15 protein-coding genes are annotated in these 17,527 nt (G+C 74.3%); 11 read left to right on the top strand and 4 right to left on the bottom strand.

The window, feature by feature from the left end; genetic code table 11:
- Positions 1 to 287: 287 nt before the first annotated feature.
- The 9 genes from AB0I21_RS28555 to AB0I21_RS28515 all read left to right on the top strand — a co-directional run bounded on the left by AB0I21_RS28555 (position 288) and on the right by AB0I21_RS28515 (position 11,912).
- Positions 288 to 1,910: an ABC transporter substrate-binding protein gene (locus AB0I21_RS28555; protein WP_360565712.1), complete on the top strand. Its 1,623-nt coding sequence runs from the start codon at positions 288 to 290 to the stop codon at positions 1,908 to 1,910.
- An 11-nt stretch (positions 1,911 to 1,921) separates the two neighbouring features.
- Positions 1,922 to 2,842 (top strand): ABC transporter permease, encoded by a 921-nt coding sequence (locus tag AB0I21_RS28550; protein WP_360565710.1) that lies wholly within the window; start codon positions 1,922 to 1,924, stop codon positions 2,840 to 2,842.
- A 5-nt stretch (positions 2,843 to 2,847) separates the two neighbouring features.
- Positions 2,848 to 3,705: an ABC transporter permease gene (locus AB0I21_RS28545; protein WP_360565708.1), complete on the top strand. Its 858-nt coding sequence runs from the start codon at positions 2,848 to 2,850 to the stop codon at positions 3,703 to 3,705.
- Between the two features lies 1 nt (position 3,706).
- The gene (locus tag AB0I21_RS28540) at positions 3,707 to 5,311 is read left to right on the top strand and encodes an ABC transporter ATP-binding protein (RefSeq protein WP_360565706.1); all 1,605 of its coding nucleotides are present in this window, start codon (positions 3,707 to 3,709) and stop codon (positions 5,309 to 5,311) included.
- A gap of 22 nt (positions 5,312 to 5,333) precedes the next feature.
- The gene (locus AB0I21_RS28535; protein ID WP_360565704.1) at positions 5,334 to 6,026 is read left to right on the top strand and encodes a GNAT family N-acetyltransferase; all 693 of its coding nucleotides are present in this window, start codon (positions 5,334 to 5,336) and stop codon (positions 6,024 to 6,026) included.
- A complete protein-coding gene (locus AB0I21_RS28530; protein WP_360565702.1) occupies positions 6,026 to 6,847 on the top strand; it encodes an LLM class flavin-dependent oxidoreductase in 822 nt (273 codons plus the stop codon). The genes AB0I21_RS28535 and AB0I21_RS28530 overlap by 1 nt, the downstream gene beginning before the upstream one ends.
- Before the next feature lie 82 nt (positions 6,848 to 6,929).
- Positions 6,930 to 8,228: an LLM class flavin-dependent oxidoreductase gene (locus AB0I21_RS28525; RefSeq protein WP_360565700.1), complete on the top strand. Its 1,299-nt coding sequence runs from the start codon at positions 6,930 to 6,932 to the stop codon at positions 8,226 to 8,228.
- Positions 8,229 to 8,285: 57 nt separating this feature from the next.
- Entirely contained in the window at positions 8,286 to 9,362 is a 1,077-nt protein-coding gene (locus AB0I21_RS28520) for a LacI family DNA-binding transcriptional regulator (RefSeq protein ID WP_360565698.1), read from the top strand.
- 114 nt (positions 9,363 to 9,476) lie between these two features.
- Positions 9,477 to 11,912, top strand: a complete 2,436-nt coding sequence (locus AB0I21_RS28515; RefSeq protein ID WP_360565696.1) for a glycoside hydrolase family 2 protein — start codon at positions 9,477 to 9,479, stop codon at positions 11,910 to 11,912.
- On the opposite strand, the gene AB0I21_RS28510 is transcribed toward AB0I21_RS28515, so the two are convergent.
- Both AB0I21_RS28510 and AB0I21_RS28505 read right to left on the bottom strand, forming a co-directional pair.
- Positions 11,902 to 13,059 carry a DUF6596 domain-containing protein gene (locus tag AB0I21_RS28510; protein ID WP_360565836.1) on the bottom strand — a complete coding sequence of 386 codons (1,158 nt, stop codon included), beginning with the start codon at positions 13,057 to 13,059 and terminating at the stop codon, positions 11,902 to 11,904. The two genes, AB0I21_RS28515 and AB0I21_RS28510, sit on opposite strands and share 11 nt — an antisense overlap.
- 53 nt (positions 13,060 to 13,112) lie before the next feature.
- Positions 13,113 to 13,469, bottom strand: coding sequence for a YciI family protein (locus AB0I21_RS28505; RefSeq protein WP_344504096.1), 357 nt, complete (start codon positions 13,467 to 13,469; stop codon positions 13,113 to 13,115).
- Between the two features lie 158 nt (positions 13,470 to 13,627).
- On the opposite strand from AB0I21_RS28505, the gene AB0I21_RS28500 reads away from it, so the two are divergent.
- Both AB0I21_RS28500 and AB0I21_RS28495 read left to right on the top strand, forming a co-directional pair.
- Positions 13,628 to 14,020 carry a hypothetical protein gene (locus AB0I21_RS28500; protein ID WP_360565694.1) on the top strand — a complete coding sequence of 131 codons (393 nt, stop codon included), beginning with the start codon at positions 13,628 to 13,630 and terminating at the stop codon, positions 14,018 to 14,020.
- Positions 14,017 to 14,895: a hypothetical protein gene (locus AB0I21_RS28495; RefSeq protein WP_360565692.1), complete on the top strand. Its 879-nt coding sequence runs from the start codon at positions 14,017 to 14,019 to the stop codon at positions 14,893 to 14,895. The genes AB0I21_RS28500 and AB0I21_RS28495 overlap by 4 nt, the downstream gene beginning before the upstream one ends.
- 42 nt (positions 14,896 to 14,937) lie before the next feature.
- On the opposite strand, the gene AB0I21_RS28490 is transcribed toward AB0I21_RS28495, so the two are convergent.
- Together AB0I21_RS28490 and AB0I21_RS28485 are read right to left on the bottom strand one after the other, a co-directional pair.
- Positions 14,938 to 16,152: a M48 family metallopeptidase gene (locus AB0I21_RS28490; protein ID WP_360565690.1), complete on the bottom strand. Its 1,215-nt coding sequence runs from the start codon at positions 16,150 to 16,152 to the stop codon at positions 14,938 to 14,940.
- Between the two features lie 102 nt (positions 16,153 to 16,254).
- The gene (locus AB0I21_RS28485; RefSeq protein ID WP_360565688.1) at positions 16,255 to 17,436 is read right to left on the bottom strand and encodes an ROK family protein; all 1,182 of its coding nucleotides are present in this window, start codon (positions 17,434 to 17,436) and stop codon (positions 16,255 to 16,257) included.
- Between the last annotated feature and the right edge of the window lie 91 nt (positions 17,437 to 17,527).

Here is a 17,527-nt window from a genome sequence, read left to right as displayed (position 1 = left end):
GTGGGCCGTCGTGTCGACCGGACTGGCCAGACGGCTTGAGCGGGGCAGTTTCGACATGGTGGTCCTCCGTCGATCCGGAGCGGCATAGCCAACCAATCCTACGTGGATACTAGGAATTAATCCAGAGGTACGTGACATGGCCGACAGGACCGCCCATCGACCGTTGACAGTCACGCACAGCCACTGCTGCACTGACCCGACGAGAGGCCGCTGACCCATCCGCGGTGCCGGCCCGTCGCTTCGTCGCGCACATCGAACCCGTCGCGCAACCCCACTGAGGATGTCCCATGCGTAGATTCCTTGCGTCCCTTGCCGTCGCGGCCTTACTGCTCGGTGGCTGCAACGGCGCCGCCGGGGACCCCGCCGCCGAGGCCACCGGCGCGCCCGTCCAGGGCGGCAAACTCACCTGGGCGATCGAGACCGAGCCCGTCACCTTCAACCCGCACCAGTACGCCCAGGCCAAGGCCCGCCTGCTGGTGTGGAACAGCTTCGAGGCGCTGCTCACCCACGACGACAAGGGCGGGTACCTGCCGTGGCTGGCGACCTCGTGGGAGGCGTCCGCCGACGGGCTCACCTACACGTTCAAGCTGCGCGACGGCGTCACGTTCCACGACGGCGAGAAGTTCGACGCGGCCGCGGTCAAGGCCAACCTCGACCAGCTCCTCGCGCCCGGCTACGCCCCGAGCGTCGCCGCGACCCAGCTGAAGTACTTCAAGGACGCCGAGGTCGTCGACGGCAGGACGCTCGCCGTCCACCTCAAGCAGCCCGACGTGCTCATCCTCGACTTCTTCGCCTCCCCGCAGGGCGCGCAGGTGTCGCCGAGGTCGCTGAAGAGCCCCGACCTGAAGGCCGGCGGCCCGTCGGTCGTCGGCACCGGGCCGTTCATCCTCGACCGCTACACCAAGGGCCAGGAGGTCCACTACACGAAGAACCCGGCCTACGCGTGGGCGCCCGCCAACGCCGGCCACCAGGGACCCGCCTACCTCGACGAGGTCACCTACCGGTTCCTCAAGGAGTCCAGCGTCCGCGTCGGCGCCCTGACCTCCGGCCAGGTCGACGTGATCGAGGGCGTGCCCGCCACGGAGCAGGAACTGGTCAAGAGCGACCCGAACCTCCGCTTCGCCAAGCAGCTCAACAGCGGCACGGCGTACAACCTCTACTTCAACCTGACCCACGCGCCGTTCGACGACATCCGGGTCCGGCAGGCGTTCCGCGACGCGGTCGACGTCGACGCCGTCCTGCAGGGCGTCTACCGCGGCACCGCGACCCGGGCCTGGAGCCTGCTGAGCCCGTCCAGCCCGTTCTACGAGCCCTCGGTGGAGAAGACGTACGGCAACAACCCCGCGAAGGCCAACAGCCTGCTCGACGAGGCCGGCTGGGGCACCAGGGACGGCGAGGGCTTCCGGACCAAAGACGGCAAGCGGCTCACCGCGCGGATCGTGCTGTCGGCGCCGTTCGTGCGGGACAAGCGCGACATCCTCGCCCAGGCCGTGCAGGCCGCGGTGAAGCAGAGCGCGGGCATCGACCTGCAGGTCAAGGTCGTCGACCAGGGCACCGCCGCCGACGCGATCGCCAAGGGCGAGTTCGAGGTCTTCGACAACTCCCGCGCCGACACCGACGCCGGCGCCGCGATCGGCCTGATCGTGCCGAAGGGCGCCCCGATCAACCGGCACGGCTACGTCGACCCGGAGCTGGAGAAGCTGATCAGCGAGGCGGCGGCGACCAGCGACACGGCCAGGCGCAAGGCGGCCTACTCCACCGTCCAGAAGACCCTCAACGACAAGGCCGTGCTGCTGCCCCTGTACGCGCCGGCGGACCAGGTCGCCGCGCAGCGGAAGGTCGGCGGGGTGGGCTTCGAGCCGACGGCCGGCGTGCCCGGCAGCGCCTACACCGTGTGGATCGGCAGGTAGCGATGCCGCCGATGCTGAAGCCGGTCCTGCGGCGGCTCGGCAGCGGGGTGGTGGTCCTCTGGGCCGCCGCCTCCGCGGCCTACCTCGCGCTGCGCCTCGCCCCGGGCGACACCGTCGACACCCTCGTCGGCGACGGCCCCGACACGCCGCAGATCCGCGCCCAGATCGCCCGCGACCTCGGCCTCGACCGGCCGGCGGTGGTGCAGTACCTCGGCTACCTGTGGCGGCTCCTGCACGGCGACCTCGGCCGCTCGTACGTGCTGCAACGGCCGGTCGTCGACGTCATCGGCAGCCAGGTCTGGCCCACGGTGAAGCTCACGCTGCTCGCCACCGCGTTCAGCGCCGTCATCGCGGTCGCCCTCGCCATCGTCACCACCGGCCGGGCCCGGTGGCTGCGCGGCCTCGTCTCCGGGCTCGAGCTGTCCATCGTGTCCGCTCCCGGCTTCCTCATCGGCATCCTGCTGCTGAGCGTGTTCTCGTTCCAGCTCGGCTGGTTCCCCGTCTCCGGCGACCGGGACGCGTCCGCGCTCGTCCTGCCGGCCGTGTCACTCGCGCTGCCGATCGGTGGGCTGCTCAGCCAGGTCATCCGCGAAGGCCTCGAACGCGCGCTGGAGGAGCCGTTCGCGGTGACCGCCCGCGCCCGCGGCCTGACCCGGCTCGCCCTGCTGTGGCGGCACGCCCTGCGGCACGCGCTGCTGCCCGCGGTGACGCTCGCCGGGACGCTGATCGGCTTCCTGCTCAGCGCCGCCGTCGTCGTCGAGCGGGTCTTCGGCCGGCCCGGCCTCGGCGAGGTCGCCACCGAGGCCGTCGGCAACAAGGACATCCCCGTGGTCCTCGCCGTCGTCATGCTCGCCGCCGCCATCTACGTGGTGCTCAGCACCCTCGCGGACCTGGCGTACCTGCTCATCGACCCGCGCCTGCGGAAAGGCTGACCGTCATGTCGATCGCCCTGCCCGCCGTCCCCGCCGTCGGGAAGCCGCGCGGCCGGTCCCTGCGGTGGGCGCCCGGCGCGGTGGCCGCCGGCCTGGTGCTGCTGCTCGTCGCCGTCGCGGCCGTCGCGCCGAGGCTCATCACCGGCGCCGACCCCCTGGCGGCGGACCCGTTCCACGCGCTGGAGGCGCCGAGCGGGACGCACTGGTTCGGCACCGACCAGCTCGGGCGCGACGTCTTCACCCGGGTCGTGCACGGCGCCCGCTACTCGCTGAGCAGCGGCCTCGTGTCGACGCTGCTGTCGGTGCTCGCCGGCGGGATCGCCGGGCTGCTCGCCGGGCTGGCGCCGCGCGCCGTCGACGAGGTGCTCAGCCGCGCGCTGGACGTGCTGTCCGCGTTTCCGGAGGTGCTGCTCGCGCTGCTGTTCATCGCGTTCACCGAGCCGGGCACCCCGAGCCTGGTCATGGCCATCGCCCTGGCGTTCGCGCCACGGTACGGCCGCATCGTCCGCGCCCAGACGCTGCTGGTCCGGCGGTCGGGCTACGTGGAGCAGGCAGTCACGTTCGGCCTGTCCCGGGCCCGTCTCGTGTGGCGGCACGTGCTGCCCAACGTCCTCGGGCCGCTGCCGGTCATCGCCACCATCGGGCTGGGCACCGCGATCGTCAACGCGTCCGCGCTGTCGTTCCTCGGCATGGGCCCGCAACCGCCGTCCCCCGAGTGGGGCGCGATGCTCGCCGAGAGCCGCAACTACCTGCGCGTCGCGTGGTGGGCCGCGATCCTGCCCGGCGCGACCCTGACGATCACCGTCATCTCGCTCACCGCCGTGGGCCGCCGGCTCCAGCGCCGCTTCGAAGGGAGGCGCTGACATGGCGCCGCTGGTCACCGTGGCCGATCTGCGGGTCACGTTCCCCGGGCACGGCACCGGGCCGGTGCACGCCGTGCGCGGCATCAGCTTCACCGTCGAGCGCGGCGAGTGCGTCGCCATCGTCGGCGAGAGCGGCTCCGGCAAGAGCGTCACCGCGCGCAGCCTCGTCGGGCTCGCCGGGCCCGGCGCCGACGTCCAGGCGTCCACATTGGACATCGACGGGCGCGACACGACCCGGTTCACCGACCGCGACTGGCGCCGGCTGCGCGGCCGGGTCGCCGGGCTCGTCCTGCAGGACGCGCTCGTCTCGCTCGACCCGCTCAACACCGTCGGCCAGGAGATCGGCGAGGTGCTGCGCACCCACGGCGTCGGCACCGCCGCCACCCGCGACGCGCGGATCACCGCGCTGCTCGACGCGGTGCACGTGCCGGAGCCCGCGGTCCGCGCGAAGCAGCACCCGCACCAGCTGTCCGGCGGGCTGCGCCAGCGCGCGCTGATCGCCTCGGCGATCGCCGCCGACCCGCCGCTGCTCATCGCCGACGAGCCGACCACGGCGCTGGACGTCACCGTGCAGGCGCAGCTGCTGCGGCTGCTCGCGGAGCGCCGGGCGGCCGGCTCGACGCTGCTGCTCGTCAGCCACGACCTCGCCGTCGTCGCCGGCATCGCCGACCGGGTCCTCGTCATGCACGACGGCGTCATCGTCGAGCAGGGCCCGACCGAACGGATCCTGACCGCCCCCGAGCACGACTACACCCGCATGCTCCTCGCCGCGGTGCCGACCGCCGCGTCGCGCGGCCACCGGCTGTCCTCGGCCGCCCGCGAGCCGCTGCCGCCGGCGGCGGTCGAGCCGGACCGGGTCGTGCTGCGCGCCGAGGGGCTGCACAAGCACTACGGCGCCCGGCACGCCGTCGACGACGTCAGCTTCACGCTCGCCCGCGGCGAGATCCTCGGCGTCGTCGGCGAGTCCGGCTCCGGCAAGACCACCGTGGCGCGGATCGCGCTCGGGCTCCTGGAGCCCGACGGCGGCACCGTGCACCTGGGCGACCGGCCCTGGACGGGGGTGCCCGAGCGGCGGCGCCGGCCCGACCGCCGCCGGCTGCAGGTCGTGTCGCAGGACCCGCTCAGCTCGTTCGATCCGCGGTACACCGTGGAGAAACTCATCGCGGAGCCCCTCGGGCTGCGTGGCGCGGCCCGCCGGGACCGGGTCGTGGAGCTCCTGGAGCGGGTCGGCCTGAGCGCCGCGCACCTGGGCCGCCACCCGAGGGCCCTGTCCGGCGGGCAGCGGCAGCGGGTCGCGATCGCCCGCGCCGTCGGCCCCCGCCCCGACGTCCTGGTCTGCGACGAGCCCGTGTCGGCGCTCGACGTGTCGGTCCAGGCGCAGGTCCTCGACCTGCTCGCGGACCTGCGCGCCGCCGACGGCACGGCGCTGCTGTTCATCTCCCACGACCTCGGCGTCATCCACCACCTGGCCGACCGCGTGCTCGTCATGCACGACGGCCGCGTCGTCGAGCACGGCCCGGTCGAGGACGTCTTCGCCCGGCCCGGGCACAGCTACACCCAGACCCTGCTCGCCGCGCTGCCGGCACTGCCGGCACTGGCCAGCTGACCGCTCTCCACCAGGGACAACCATGCACATTCTGGACAACCCGGCCTGGGCCGCGCTCACCGGCCCGCACGCCCGCTTCGCCGAGCGCAGCGGCGACGCCATCCGCTACCAGACCGACGTCACCCCCTTCATCACCGTCGCGCCCGGCTCCGGCACGGACGTCTGGGACGACGTGGCCGCGCTCGCCGGCGCCGGCGAGGTCGTCACGATCACCGGCACGGCGCCGCCCCCACCGCCGCACTGGGAGGTCGTCCTCGAGGCCGGCGGCGTGCAGCTGATCGACGTCGCCCTGGAGGCGCGGCCCGACCCGGAGGCCGTCATCCTGACCGCCGCCGACGTGCCCGAGATCCTCGACCTCGTCGAACGGACCCAGCCGGGGCCGTTCCGGCAGCGCACGATCGAGCTCGGCACGTACCTCGGCGTCCGCCGCGACGGGAAGCTGATCGCGCTCGCCGGGGAGCGCCTGCACCCGCCCGGCTGGACCGAGATCTCCGCCGTCTGCACCGACCCCGCGCACCGCGGGCAGGGCCTCGCGACCAGGCTCGTGCGGGCTGTCGCGCACGGCATCCGGGCCCGCGGCGAGCAGCCGTTCCTGCATGCCGCGGCAACGAACACCGGCGCGATCCGCCTGTACGAGGCGATCGGCTTCCAGCTTCGCCGCCGCACCACGTTCCGGGCGGTGCGGGTCCCGTCGCTCGTGGGAGGGCCGGCCTGATGCTCTACGCCACCGAGGTCCAGGCGCCCTCGCTCGCCGCCCTGGAGCGGGCCGTGCTCGACGCCGAGCGCGCCGGCTACGCGTTCGTGACGTTCCCCGACGCGCCGCGGCGGGCCGGGGTCGAGGCCGGGGTCCTGGCCGCCTACCTGGCGCGGCGCACCACCAGGATCGGGCTCGCGCCGACGCTGCACGTCACCACCACCGAGCCGTTCCACCTCGCCACCCAGCTCGCCGGCCTCGACCACGCGTCGCTGGGACGGGCCGGCTGGGTCGTCGGCGCCACCACGGCCGCCGGGGACCTCGCCACCGTCGGCCGCCGTCAGGTCGACGCCGGCGAGGTCGCCGACGTGGTCGAGGTCGCCCGCCGGCTGTGGGACTCGTGGGAGGACGACGCGGTCATCCGGGACGTGCCGACCGGCCGGTTCCTCGACTCGCGCAAGGTCCACCACGTCGACTTCGAAGGGTCCGGGTTCTCCGTCGTCGGGCCGCTCATCACGCCCCGCCCGCCGCAGGGGCAGGTCGTCGTCATCGGCTCCGCCTCGATCGCGGCCGAGCTGGACATTGCGCTGGTGCGGGGCTCCGGCGTCGCCGGCATCGCCGGGCGCGCCGCCGCCGCCCGCGCGACCGGGGTGCCGCTGGTCTTCGCCGACGTGCCCGCCGGCTTCGACGCCGCCGCGCTGGAGGGTGTGGTCGACGGGGTGCACTTCCACGGCGGTGCACCACCCGCCGTCGCCGCGGGTGCGCACGGCGCGACCCTGCGGGAGACGCTCGGTCTCCCCCGGCCCGGAAACCGTTACGCGACCGCGAGGAGCACCGCATGAGCGGCCAGCGAAGCGGCTCGGCCCGTGAATCAGCATGGCGGATCGGGTCAGGCCGACGCCGGAGCGAAGCGGAGGCGGCGGCATGACCCAGCTGCATCTCGGCGTGTTCTTCACCGGCGTCGGGCCCAACCTGCTGTGGACCGAGCCGGACTTCGCCGAGCACACCCACATCGACACGTTCGTCGACGTCGTGCGCACCCTGGAGCGCGGCCTGTTCGACGCGTTCTTCCTCGGCGAGGGCCTGCGGGTGCGGGAGAACCGCGGCACCGTGTACGACCTCGACGTCGCCGGACGGCCCGACGCCATCACGCAGCTCGCCGCGCTGGCCGCGGAGACGACCCACATCGGGCTGGTCGCCACCCAGAACACCACCTACAACTACCCCGCGGACCTGGCCCGGCGCCTGGCCTCGCTCGACGCCGTCTCCGGCGGCCGGGCCGGCTGGAACATCGTGACCACCGACAACGCGTGGACCGGCGCGAACTTCCGGCACGGCGGCTGGCTGCCGCACGAGCGCCGCTACGAGCGGGCGACCGAGTTCGTCGAGACCGCGAAGGCGTTGTGGCGCAACGAGCACGTCGTCCGCGACACCGACCTCGTCACGCTCGACGCGACCGGCGCGGTCCCGCCGAGCCCGCAGGGGCGGCCGGTGCTCTTCCAGGCCGGCGACTCCGACGGCGGCCGTGAGCTCGCCGCCCGCCACGCCGACGTGGTCTTCTCCGCCAACACCGACTACGACAAGGCTGCCGCCTACGCCGCGGACCTGCGGGCGCGGCTCGCCCGGCACGGCCGGTCCGCGGACTCCCTGCGGATCCTGCCCGGCGCGTCGGTCGTGCTCGGCGACACCGCGGGCGAGGCGCTGGAGCGGGCCGACTGGATCACCCGGGAACAGACCACCGGGCCGCGCGCGATCGCGTTCCTGGAGCAGTACTGGGGCAAGGACCTCTCCGGCTACGACCCCGACGGTCCGCTGCCGGACATCGACCCGGCCGACGGCGAGCTGGACCCGTCGCGCGGCACGATCCCGATCGAGCTGCGCACCGGCAAGCTGCGACGGATCGCCGAATGGCGGGCCCTCGCGGCGGAGCGCGGGCTGTCGATCCGGGACCTGGTGATCGAGGTGACGCCGCGGCACAACACGTTCGTCGGCACGCCCGGGCAGGTCGCCGACGAGTGGGCCCGCTACGTGCGGGACCGGGTCGTCGACGGGTTCAACCTCCTGCCCCAGCTGTTACGCCCTTCCGGCAGCTCCCGGCTCCTGCCGGGCACCGTCGAGGACATCGTCGACCGGCTCGTGCCACAGTTGCAGGAGCGCGGCGTGTACCGCACGGCGTACGAGGGCAGCACGCTCCGCTCGCACCTGGGCCTGCCGCCGGTGTGACCGCCCTGTGGGGATGTACCCTCACGGACAGTGCAGGGCGAGCAGGCGGGAGCACAGGTGGCCGCAGCAGCGAAGGACACCGGCGGCGAGGCGGCCGGGCAGGCGCGGGTCACGATCCGCCAGGTCGCCGTCCACGCCGGGGTGTCCGAGGCGGCCGTGTCCTACGCGCTCAACAACCGGCCCGGCGTCTCGGAGCAGACCCGGGCGCGGGTGCTCGCCGCCGCCCGGGACCTCGGCTGGGCGCCCAACATCGCCGCCCGCTCGCTGGGCACCGCCCGCGCCAACGCGGTCGGGCTGGTCCTCGTCCGGCCGCCGCGGGTGATGATCGTCGACTCCTGGTTCACGCAGATGCTCAGCGGCGTCGAGGCCGAGCTCAACCGCAACGACATCGCGCTGGTGCTGCACCTCGTCGACCGGATCGAGGACACCATCGACGTGTACCGCAAGTGGTGGGCGGGCCGGCACGTCGACGGCGTCATCCTGACCGACCTGCGCAAGGACGACCCGCGGCTCGACGCGCTCGTCGAGATCGGCCTGCCCGCCGCGGTGATCGGCGGCAAGCCCGGGCTCGACGGGTGCAGCACCGTCGACGCCGACACGGCGGGCACCGCCCGCGCCATCGTCGGCTACCTGCGGGCCCTCGGGCACCGCACGATCGCCCGCGTCGCCGGCACCGAGGAGCTCTTCCACACCGGCCAGCGCGACGCGGCGTACCTGGCGGCGCTCGCCGACTCCGGGCTCGACACCGACCGGTACCGGGTCGTCTACACCAACTACAGCGCCGTCGACGGCATGCGGGCGATGCGCGAGCTGATGAGCGGCGCGGAGCCGCCGACCGCCGTCGTGTTCGACAACGACGTGATGGCCGCCGCGTCGCTGAAGGTGGCGCACGAGATGGGCCTGTCCGTGCCGGAGGACGTTTCGGTCGTCGCCTGGGACGACTCCGACCTGTGCCAGATCACGGTCCCGGCGATCACCGCCGTGCAGCAGACCCCGGCGGAGCAGGCGGAGCTCGCCGCCCGCGCCCTGCTCACGACCATCAACGGCGGCGGCATCAGCCACGTCACGCTGCCCCCGGGCACCCTCACCGCCCGCCAGTCGACCCGGCCGCTGCGCCCCGGCCGCACCGCCTGACCGTTCGCAACCGGTTCAGCGCGCTACTGTTGACACTCCTTACACCACCAACTTAAGGTCATGCTTCGCGTACTTATCCGGTTCAGTCCGGCAGTGACCACGGGAGCACACCACATGCTTGTCCTGCGTCCCCTCCACTCGGGATGGACCCTGCGCGCACCCTCCATCGACGGCCCCGTGCCGGCGACCGTGCCGGGCTGCGTGCACACGGACCTGCTCGCCGCCGGACTGATCCCCGACCCGTACCTGGACGCGAACGAGCTGGACCTGGCGTGGATCGGCCGGTCGTCGTGGGTGTACTCGACGTCGTTCGACGCCGATGCGGAGGCCGACCGGGCCGACCGGGTCGACCTGGTCGCCGACGGCCTGGACACGGTGGCGACGGTGACGCTCAACGGCGTGCGCCTGGGCCGGACGGCGAACATGCACCGCGGCTACCGGTTCGACGTGCGCTCGCTGCTGCGACCCGTCGGCAACGTGCTCGAGGTGCACTTCGACTCGGCGTACGAGTACGCGCTGGGCGTCCGGGACGCGCTCGGAGCCCGCCCCAACGCGTATGACGAGCCCTTCCAGTACATCCGGAAGATGGCCTCGAACTTCGGCTGGGACTGGGGTCCGACCCTCGTCACCGCCGGCATCTGGCAGGCCATCGGCCTGCAGTCCTGGTCGGTGGCCCGGCTGGACTCGGTGCGGCCCGTCGTGAGCGTCGAGGGCGCCGACGGCGTGGTCGACGTGCACGTGAGCGTCGAGCGCGCCGCCGACGATCCGCTGACCGTGACCGCCTCGGTCGCCGGCGTCACGGCGTCCGCGACCGTCCCGGCCGGGGCCACCGAGGCGTCGGTGCGGGTGCGGGTGCCGGACGTGCGGCTGTGGTGGCCCCGCGGCTACGGTGACCCCGCGCGGCACGACCTGTCGGTGACCCTGTCCGCCGGCCCGGATCCGCTCGACGCGTGGCAACGCCGCATCGGCTTCCGCACGGTGGAGCTGGACACCGCCGCCGACGCCGACGGGACCGCGTTCACCCTGGTCGTCAACGGGGTGCCGGTCTTCGTGCGGGGCGTGAACTGGATTCCCGACGACGCGTTCGTCACCCGCGTCGACCGGGCCCGCTACGAGGCACGGTTCACCCAGGCCGTCGACGCCGGGGTGAACTACCTGCGGGTGTGGGGCGGCGGCCGGTACGAGAGCGAGGACTTCTACGACCTCGCCGACTCCCTCGGGCTGCTCGTCGGGCAGGACTTCCTGTTCGCGTGCGCCGCCTACCCCGAGGAGGAGCCCCTGGCGTCGGAGGTCGCCGCGGAGGCACGCGAGCAGGTCGTCCGCCTGATGCCGCACCCGAGCCTGGTCATGTGGGTCGGCAACAACGAGAACATCTGGGGCTGGCACGACTGGGACTGGCAGGCCGCACTGGAGGGCCGCACCTGGGGCGAGGGCTACTACCTGGACGTGCTGCCGGGGATCGTGCGCGAGCTGGACCCGTCCCGCCCGTACTGGCCGGGCAGCCCCTACTCCGGGACCCCGGACGTGCACCCGAACGACCCCGCGCACGGCACCACCCACATCTGGGACGTGTGGAACACCCACGACTACCGGCACTACGGCACCTACCGGCCGCGGTTCGTGGCCGAGTTCGGGTTCCAGGCGCCGCCGTCCTACGCCACCCTCCGCCGAGCCGTGTCCGACGACCCGCTGACCCCGACCTCGCCGGGCGTCCTGCACCACCAGAAGGCCGCCGACGGCAACGGCAAGCTCGCCCGCGGCCTCGCCGGCCACTTCCCCGTGCCTTCGGACCTCGTCTTCCCGGACTTCGCCGACTGGCACTGGGCGACGCAGCTCAACCAGGCCCGCGCCATCACGTTCGGGATCGAACACTTCCGCTCGCTGCGCCCCCTGTGCATGGGCACGATCCTGTGGCAGCTCAACGACAACTGGCCCGTCACGTCGTGGTCCGCCGTGGACGGCGACGGCCGCCGCAAGCCGCTCTGGTTCGCATTGCGGCGGGTGTACGCCGACCGCCTCCTCACCTTCCAGCCGCGCGACGGCGCACCGGCGCTGGTCGCCGTCAACGACTCGGCGCTGCCCTGGCAGGCCCAGCTGGACGTACAGCGGATCTCCTTCACCGGCGACATCAGGGCGAAGACCACGGTCACGCTCGACGTGCCGGCGTTCGGGTCGGTGACCCTGCCGCTGCCCGCGGACGTGGTCACGCCGGACTCGCCGTCGGCGGAGCTCATCACCGCCGACCGCGCGGTGTGGTTCTTCGCCGAGGACGTCGACCTGGCCTACCCGGCCGCCTCGGTCGACGTGACCGTCCGGCCGTTCGACGGCGGCGCCGACGTGGAGATCACCGCCCGCACGCTCGTGCGCGACCTGACCCTGTTCGCCGACCGTCTCTCCCCCTCTGCGACGGTCGACGACCAGCTCGTGACGCTGCTGCCGGGCGCCTCGGTGACCCTGCGCGTCACCGGCTCCGACCTGCCCGCACCGGACTCCCCCGCCTGGCGCACCGCCCCCGTCCTGCGCACCGCGAACGACCTCGTCACGGCGTGAGCGATGCGAGGCGTGCCGCGAGGAAGGCGCGCTCCACGTCGTTGCCGGTCAGGGCCAGGGCTTCCGCGTACGCCTCGGCGGCCTCGGGCAGCCGGCCGAGCCGCCGGAGGAAGTCGGCGCGGGCCGCGCTGAGGTAGGCGTACGTCGACAGCGACGGCGAGTCGAGCAGCGGGGCGAGCGCGGACAGCCCCGCCGCGGGACCGTCGCGCAGGCCGACGGCGACCGCGCGGTTCAGCGCGACGACCGGCGACGGCCAGAGGCGCAGGAGGACGTCGTACAGCGCGACGATCTCCTGCCAGTCGGTCGCCTCCCACGAGGGCGCCTCGGCGTGGACGGCGGCGATCGCGGCCTCGACGGCGTAGCGGGTCGGGGGGCTGCGGCGCAGCGCGAAGGTCAGCAGGTCGGTGCCCTCGCGGATCTGGCGGGCGTCCCAGCGGGTGCGGTCCTGCTCGGACAGCAGGAGCAGCCGGCCGCCGGCGTCGCGGGTGGCCCGGCGGGCGTCGATCAGCAGCATCAGCGCCAGCAGGGCGGCGACCGAGGCGTCGCCCGGCACCAGCAGCCGCAGCACCCGGGCCAGGCCGATCGCGGCGTCGACCAGGTCCTGCCGGACCAGCTGCTCGCCGACGGGCGCGGTGTGACCGGTGGTGAAGACGAGGTGGACGACCTCGAGCACGGCACCGACCCGCACGGGCAGCTCGTCCGGCGACGGCACCCGGAACGGGATGCGGGCCGCGCTGATCTTCCGCTTGGCGCGGGTCACCCGGGCGGCCATCGTCGCCTCCGGCACGAGGAACGCCCGCGCCACCTCCGCGGTCGTCAGCCCGCAGACGAGCCGCAGCGTCAGCGCGACCTGCGCCTCCCGCGACAGGGCAGGGTGGCAGCAGGTGAAGATGAGCTCCAGCCGGCCGTCGGGCGCGGGCTCCCCGGCCTCGGGCACCGGCACCAGCAGCGGCAGCGCGCGGCGCAGGGCGGACTCGCGGCGCAGGGCGTCGAGGGCGCGGTTGCGGGCGACGGTCGTGAGCCACGCGCCGGGACGGGCCGGGACGCCGTCGGCGGGCCAGGTGCGCAGGGCCTGCGCGTACGCCTCCTGGACGCACTCCTCGGCGAGGTCGAGGTCGCGGGTGACGCGCACCGTCGCGGCGAGCACGCGGGCCCACTCGCGACGGTGCGCGTCGGTGACGGCGTCGGTGACGGCGTCGCTCACCCGTGGTCCACGATCGGCCGGATCTCGACGCCGCCGTGGCCGGACGCGAGCTCCGGCAGCAGCGCCGCCAGGGAGATCGCCGCGTCGAGGTCGGCGGCCTCGATGACGTAGAAGCCGCCGAGCGCCTCCTTCGCCTCCAGGAACGGCCCGTCGGTCGTCAGCAGTCCCTCGCCGTCGTTGCCGCGCAGCGTCGTCGCCGTCGAGGACGACTCCAGCTCGTGCCCGGCGAGGACGCGGGCACCGCCGGTGGCGGCGAACGCCCGGTGCCCTTCGTCCTTGGCCCGCAGCTCCTGCGGGGTCTCGGCGTCCCAGCGCTGCTCGTCGCCGTAGATGAGAATCAGGTACTTCGCCACGTGCTGTCCCTTCCATGCGGCCGTTTACCTGTACGACGATGCGGGCGGCACCGAAATCGACAGGCGGTGCCAGGGAATTCCGCGGCGTCCCGCCCAGGCGGCGGTTCGGCTCTCGCCGGCGGTCACCGCGGTGGACCTTGCAGCTGTACAGTGCGCGCGTGTCTTTCCAACGCTACCTGTGGACGCTGGTCGCCGTCGCGGTCATCGCGGCCTACGGCATCGCGTCCGGCCGTGAGTCCGACGCGGCCGACGCGCCGTCGGCCGCCGCGCTCGCCGCGTTCCTCGGCTGCCCGCCTGCGGAGCCGAAGCACGCCACCGGGACGCGGGAGACCGTCGCCTGCAAGGAGGGCGGCTTCGACGTCACGGCGGTGACGTTCGACGACAACGCGCAGCGCGACGCCTGGGTCGAGTCGGAGCGGTTGACCGTGATCGCCAGCGGCTTCGCGGGCCTGCCCGCGGCGCTGGTCGCCGGTGACCGCTGGGCGGTCACGACCGGCGACGTGCCCGCGGCCGACCGGCTCCACGCGGTGGCGGGCGGGTGGCGGGTATGACGCAGGACGTCGCGGCGGTCCGGCCGCCGTTCCGGCTCGCCGCGGGCGGCGCGGGCGCACGGGTCGAGTGGGCCACGTGGGGCCTGCTCGCCGTGGCGGGGGTCTTCGCCGCCGTGGCCGCGGACGACCTGGCGTACGTGCTGCGGGTCCGCGCCGCGCTGCCGTCGCCCGACCTGCACGTCCTGGCGGCCGGGCAGGGGCTCGGCACGGCCGAGCTGGTGCTGTTCTTCGTCCTGCTCGCCGCCGTCTTCGGCTGGTTCCTGCTCGGCGCCGCCACCGTGCGGGAGCTCGGCGAGGAGCCCGCCGCGGTCCTGCGCACCACGACGCTCACGGTGTTCCAGATCGGCGCCGCGGCCACCCTCGTGGCCGGGGCGACGCTGCCCCACGCGGACCTGCTGGCCGCGCACGGCTTCGAGGTGCGCCTGCGGTGGATGATCCCGATCCTGGTGGCCCGGCTGACGCTGGTGGTGCTGCTCGGCGTCGCCGTGTTCGGGGTCCGCCGCCGGGTGTACGCCGCGCTGCTGCGCTCGGGGCTGGCGCCGCTGCCGAGCCGGCCGCAGGAGCGGGCGAGCCTGCTCGAGGTGTCGAAGCGCGCCGTCCCCGTCGTGCCGCCGCTGCCCGTCGCCGGCGACGCGTGGTGGTCGGAGGTGGCTGACCGGGTGGCCGCGGCGGGCACGGCGCTGCCGCTGCTGGAGCGGTCGGGCGGGGAGCGGCGCTGGCACCGGGTCGGGCCCGGGGATGACCTGACGGCGCTGCGCGAGTCGCTGCGGCCGGGCGCCACCCTCACCCTCTTCGCCACCGAACCGGCGGACCCGGACGCCACCGGCACCGACGACTTCGACGATCCCGACGCGCTGACCGCCTTGGTCCGCTAGTCCCCTGCGGGCCCGGGCCGGCGCGACCGGCCCCGCGGGACGTCAGCCGCGGAGGCGGGCGGCCAGTTTCGCGTACCACGGGCTGAGGTCGTGGTCGATCGCCGTCCACTCCTGGTCGGACGGCGCGACCCGCGGCTCGTGGACGGCCCATGACCGGACCATCCGGCGGCGCAGGCCGGTCGGCGGGTGTGAGTCCAGCAGCGCCGCCTGGTGCCTGAGGGTGAGCGTCCGCTCGGCGTCCAGGGTCGCCGCGCCGCGCAGCCGGCCGGCGGCGGCCCGCCAGGCGTGGGGGTCGGCGTGGCGGTGGTGACCGGCCGCCATCGCCGCCGGCAGGCCGCCGGCGACGACCAGGCCGTCGAACAGGCCTTCCATCGCAGCGGAGCCGGCGACCCGGGTGGCGACCTGGTCGGCGAGGTACTCGGCGCGCTGGCTGTCCCGGCCGGACAGGATCAGCAGCGCCGTGGACAGCAGCCACAGCACCGGACTCACGACGACCACCAGCGGCAGCATCCAGATGCCCATCCGGAGCGTGGAAGCGAGCATGTCGAGCAGGTTCCGCAGGACCCCGATGGCGGTGCGGACGACGACGCCGCGGCGGGGATCGTGGTTCACGAAGTGCCCGAGCTCGTGCGCGAGCAGCCCGATCCGCTCCTGCGGCTCCAGGGACGCCCACAGTGGCAGCCCGATGGACAGCGTCCGGCGCCGGCGGAGTCCGCGCACGGTGACGTACGCGTTGATGTCGTGGTCCAGTCGCACCTCGTGCGGCATCGGCGCGCCGGCCGCCGCGGCGACCCGGTCGAGGAGGGCGAACAGCGCCGGCGCCGCGGCCCGGTCGACGATCCACGGCTGCCAGTGCCGGTCGCGGCGGTGCGGCCAGGCCGCCGAGATCAGGCCGATGAGCAGGACCGGGCCGACGACCGGGCCGAACGGGATGCCGCTGAGCGTCAGGTAGACGCCGGTGACGAGCACCAGCGGCGGGAACAGCGCGAGGGGCGCGGCGAGCAGCAGCATCGCGACCCGGGCCACCGGGTTGCCGCGCCCGCCGACGTCGCGACCGGCGAGGGAGTCGTACAGGCGCCGGTTGAGCCGGAACGCCAGCCAGTGATCGGCCCGGTCACCGGCCCGCAGCCCCCACGTCCGCGGTGCCCGGCGCGCGTCGAACGCGCCGAGGTTCCACTCGCACGCGGGGCACCACGCGGGTGCCGTGCCGGTCGTGACGAGGTCGTGGTCGCAGCACGGGCACCGTTCGGGGGTCACGGCGGACCATTCTGCGGCCCCAGCGATGATCTTGTCGCTCCTCCGTACGGTCACCCGCCGGCCGATTCCGGAAGCCGGCTTCAGCGCCAGCGCCGGAGCCGGTCAGCTGTCGGCGGTTTCCAGGGGGTCGGCGAGGAGGCGCTCGAAGGCGAGCTCGGCCGCGCCGACCAGCGGGGCGTCGTCGCCGAGCAGCGGCGTCCGCAGCCGCACGTGCTCCCGGCAGGCCGGCAGCGCCATCGTCGAGAGGCGCCCCCGGACGTGGGCGGCGCCCGTCAGGTACAGCTCCCGCAGCGCGCCGCCGAAGACGACCGCCGTCGGGTTGAAGACGTTGACCAGGTTGGCGACCCCGAAGCCGAGCCAGTCCGCGGCCTGGCGCACCGCGGCGCGCGCGGGCGGGTCGCCGCGCCGGGCCGCCTCGACGGCCGCGAGGACGCCGGCGCGGTCCAGCGGCACGTGCCGGGCGATCTCGGTCTCCCAGCAGCCCCGCGAGCCGCAGCCGCAGTCGCGGCCCTGCGGGTTGACGACCATGTGCCCGACCTCGCCGCCGTGACCGCCGTGTCCGGTGACGCGCCGCCCGCCGGCGATGATCCCGGCGCTGATGCCGGCGTCGCCGTGCAGGTAGACGACGTTGTCGAGGCCGGCGGCGGCGCCCCGGGTGTGCTCGGCGAGCGCGGCGAGGTCGGCCACGTTGCCGACGAGCGGCTCCCGGTCCAGCCCCAGCTCCGACCACCCGTCGAGGCCGGGCCCGAGCAGCGCCCCGGCGGGCAGCATGCGGACGGTGCCGTCGGCGTGGCGCATCATGCGGGACACGGCGATGCCGCTGCCGACGAAGACGGCGCCGCCGGGCCCTGACGCGGACACCGTGCGCTGCATGTCGCGGACGAACCCGGCGAGCGTCGCGACGGTGTCGCGGACCGCCGTGCCGTGCGGGCGGGGCAGCTCGCGGCTGTCGAGGACCTTGCCGCCGAGCCCGACCCGCGCCGCGCGCAGCCGGTCGACCTCGATGCTCATCGCGTAGCCGTACACCCACGACGACCTCGGCCGCACGACCAGCGACGGCCGACCGGCCCGGCCGGTCTCCCGCGGCATGCCCTCGTCGATGAGCCCGGCGCCGGCGAGGTCCGCGGTGAGGGCGCCGATGGTGCTGCGGTTGAGACCGAGCTGGTTGGTCAGCTCGGCGCGGGACGTGTCGCCGCTGACGTGCACGTATCGCAGCAGCGCGCCCAGGTTCTGGCGGCGGACCGAGTCCTGGGTCGGGGTGCTCCGCTGGGGGCTCGTGGACACGGATCGCTCCTTCGCTCCCTAGAACGTCCAACATCTCCAAAAATGAGGCGTCGGGCGAAATATCCGTAACGTCGTAGGTGACCATGCGGCC

Source organism: Dactylosporangium sp. NPDC050588, from assembly GCF_040654975.1.
GTDB lineage: Bacteria > Actinomycetota > Actinomycetes > Mycobacteriales > Micromonosporaceae > Dactylosporangium > Dactylosporangium maewongense.
This window is presented reverse-complemented; position numbering and strand designations above follow the sequence as displayed.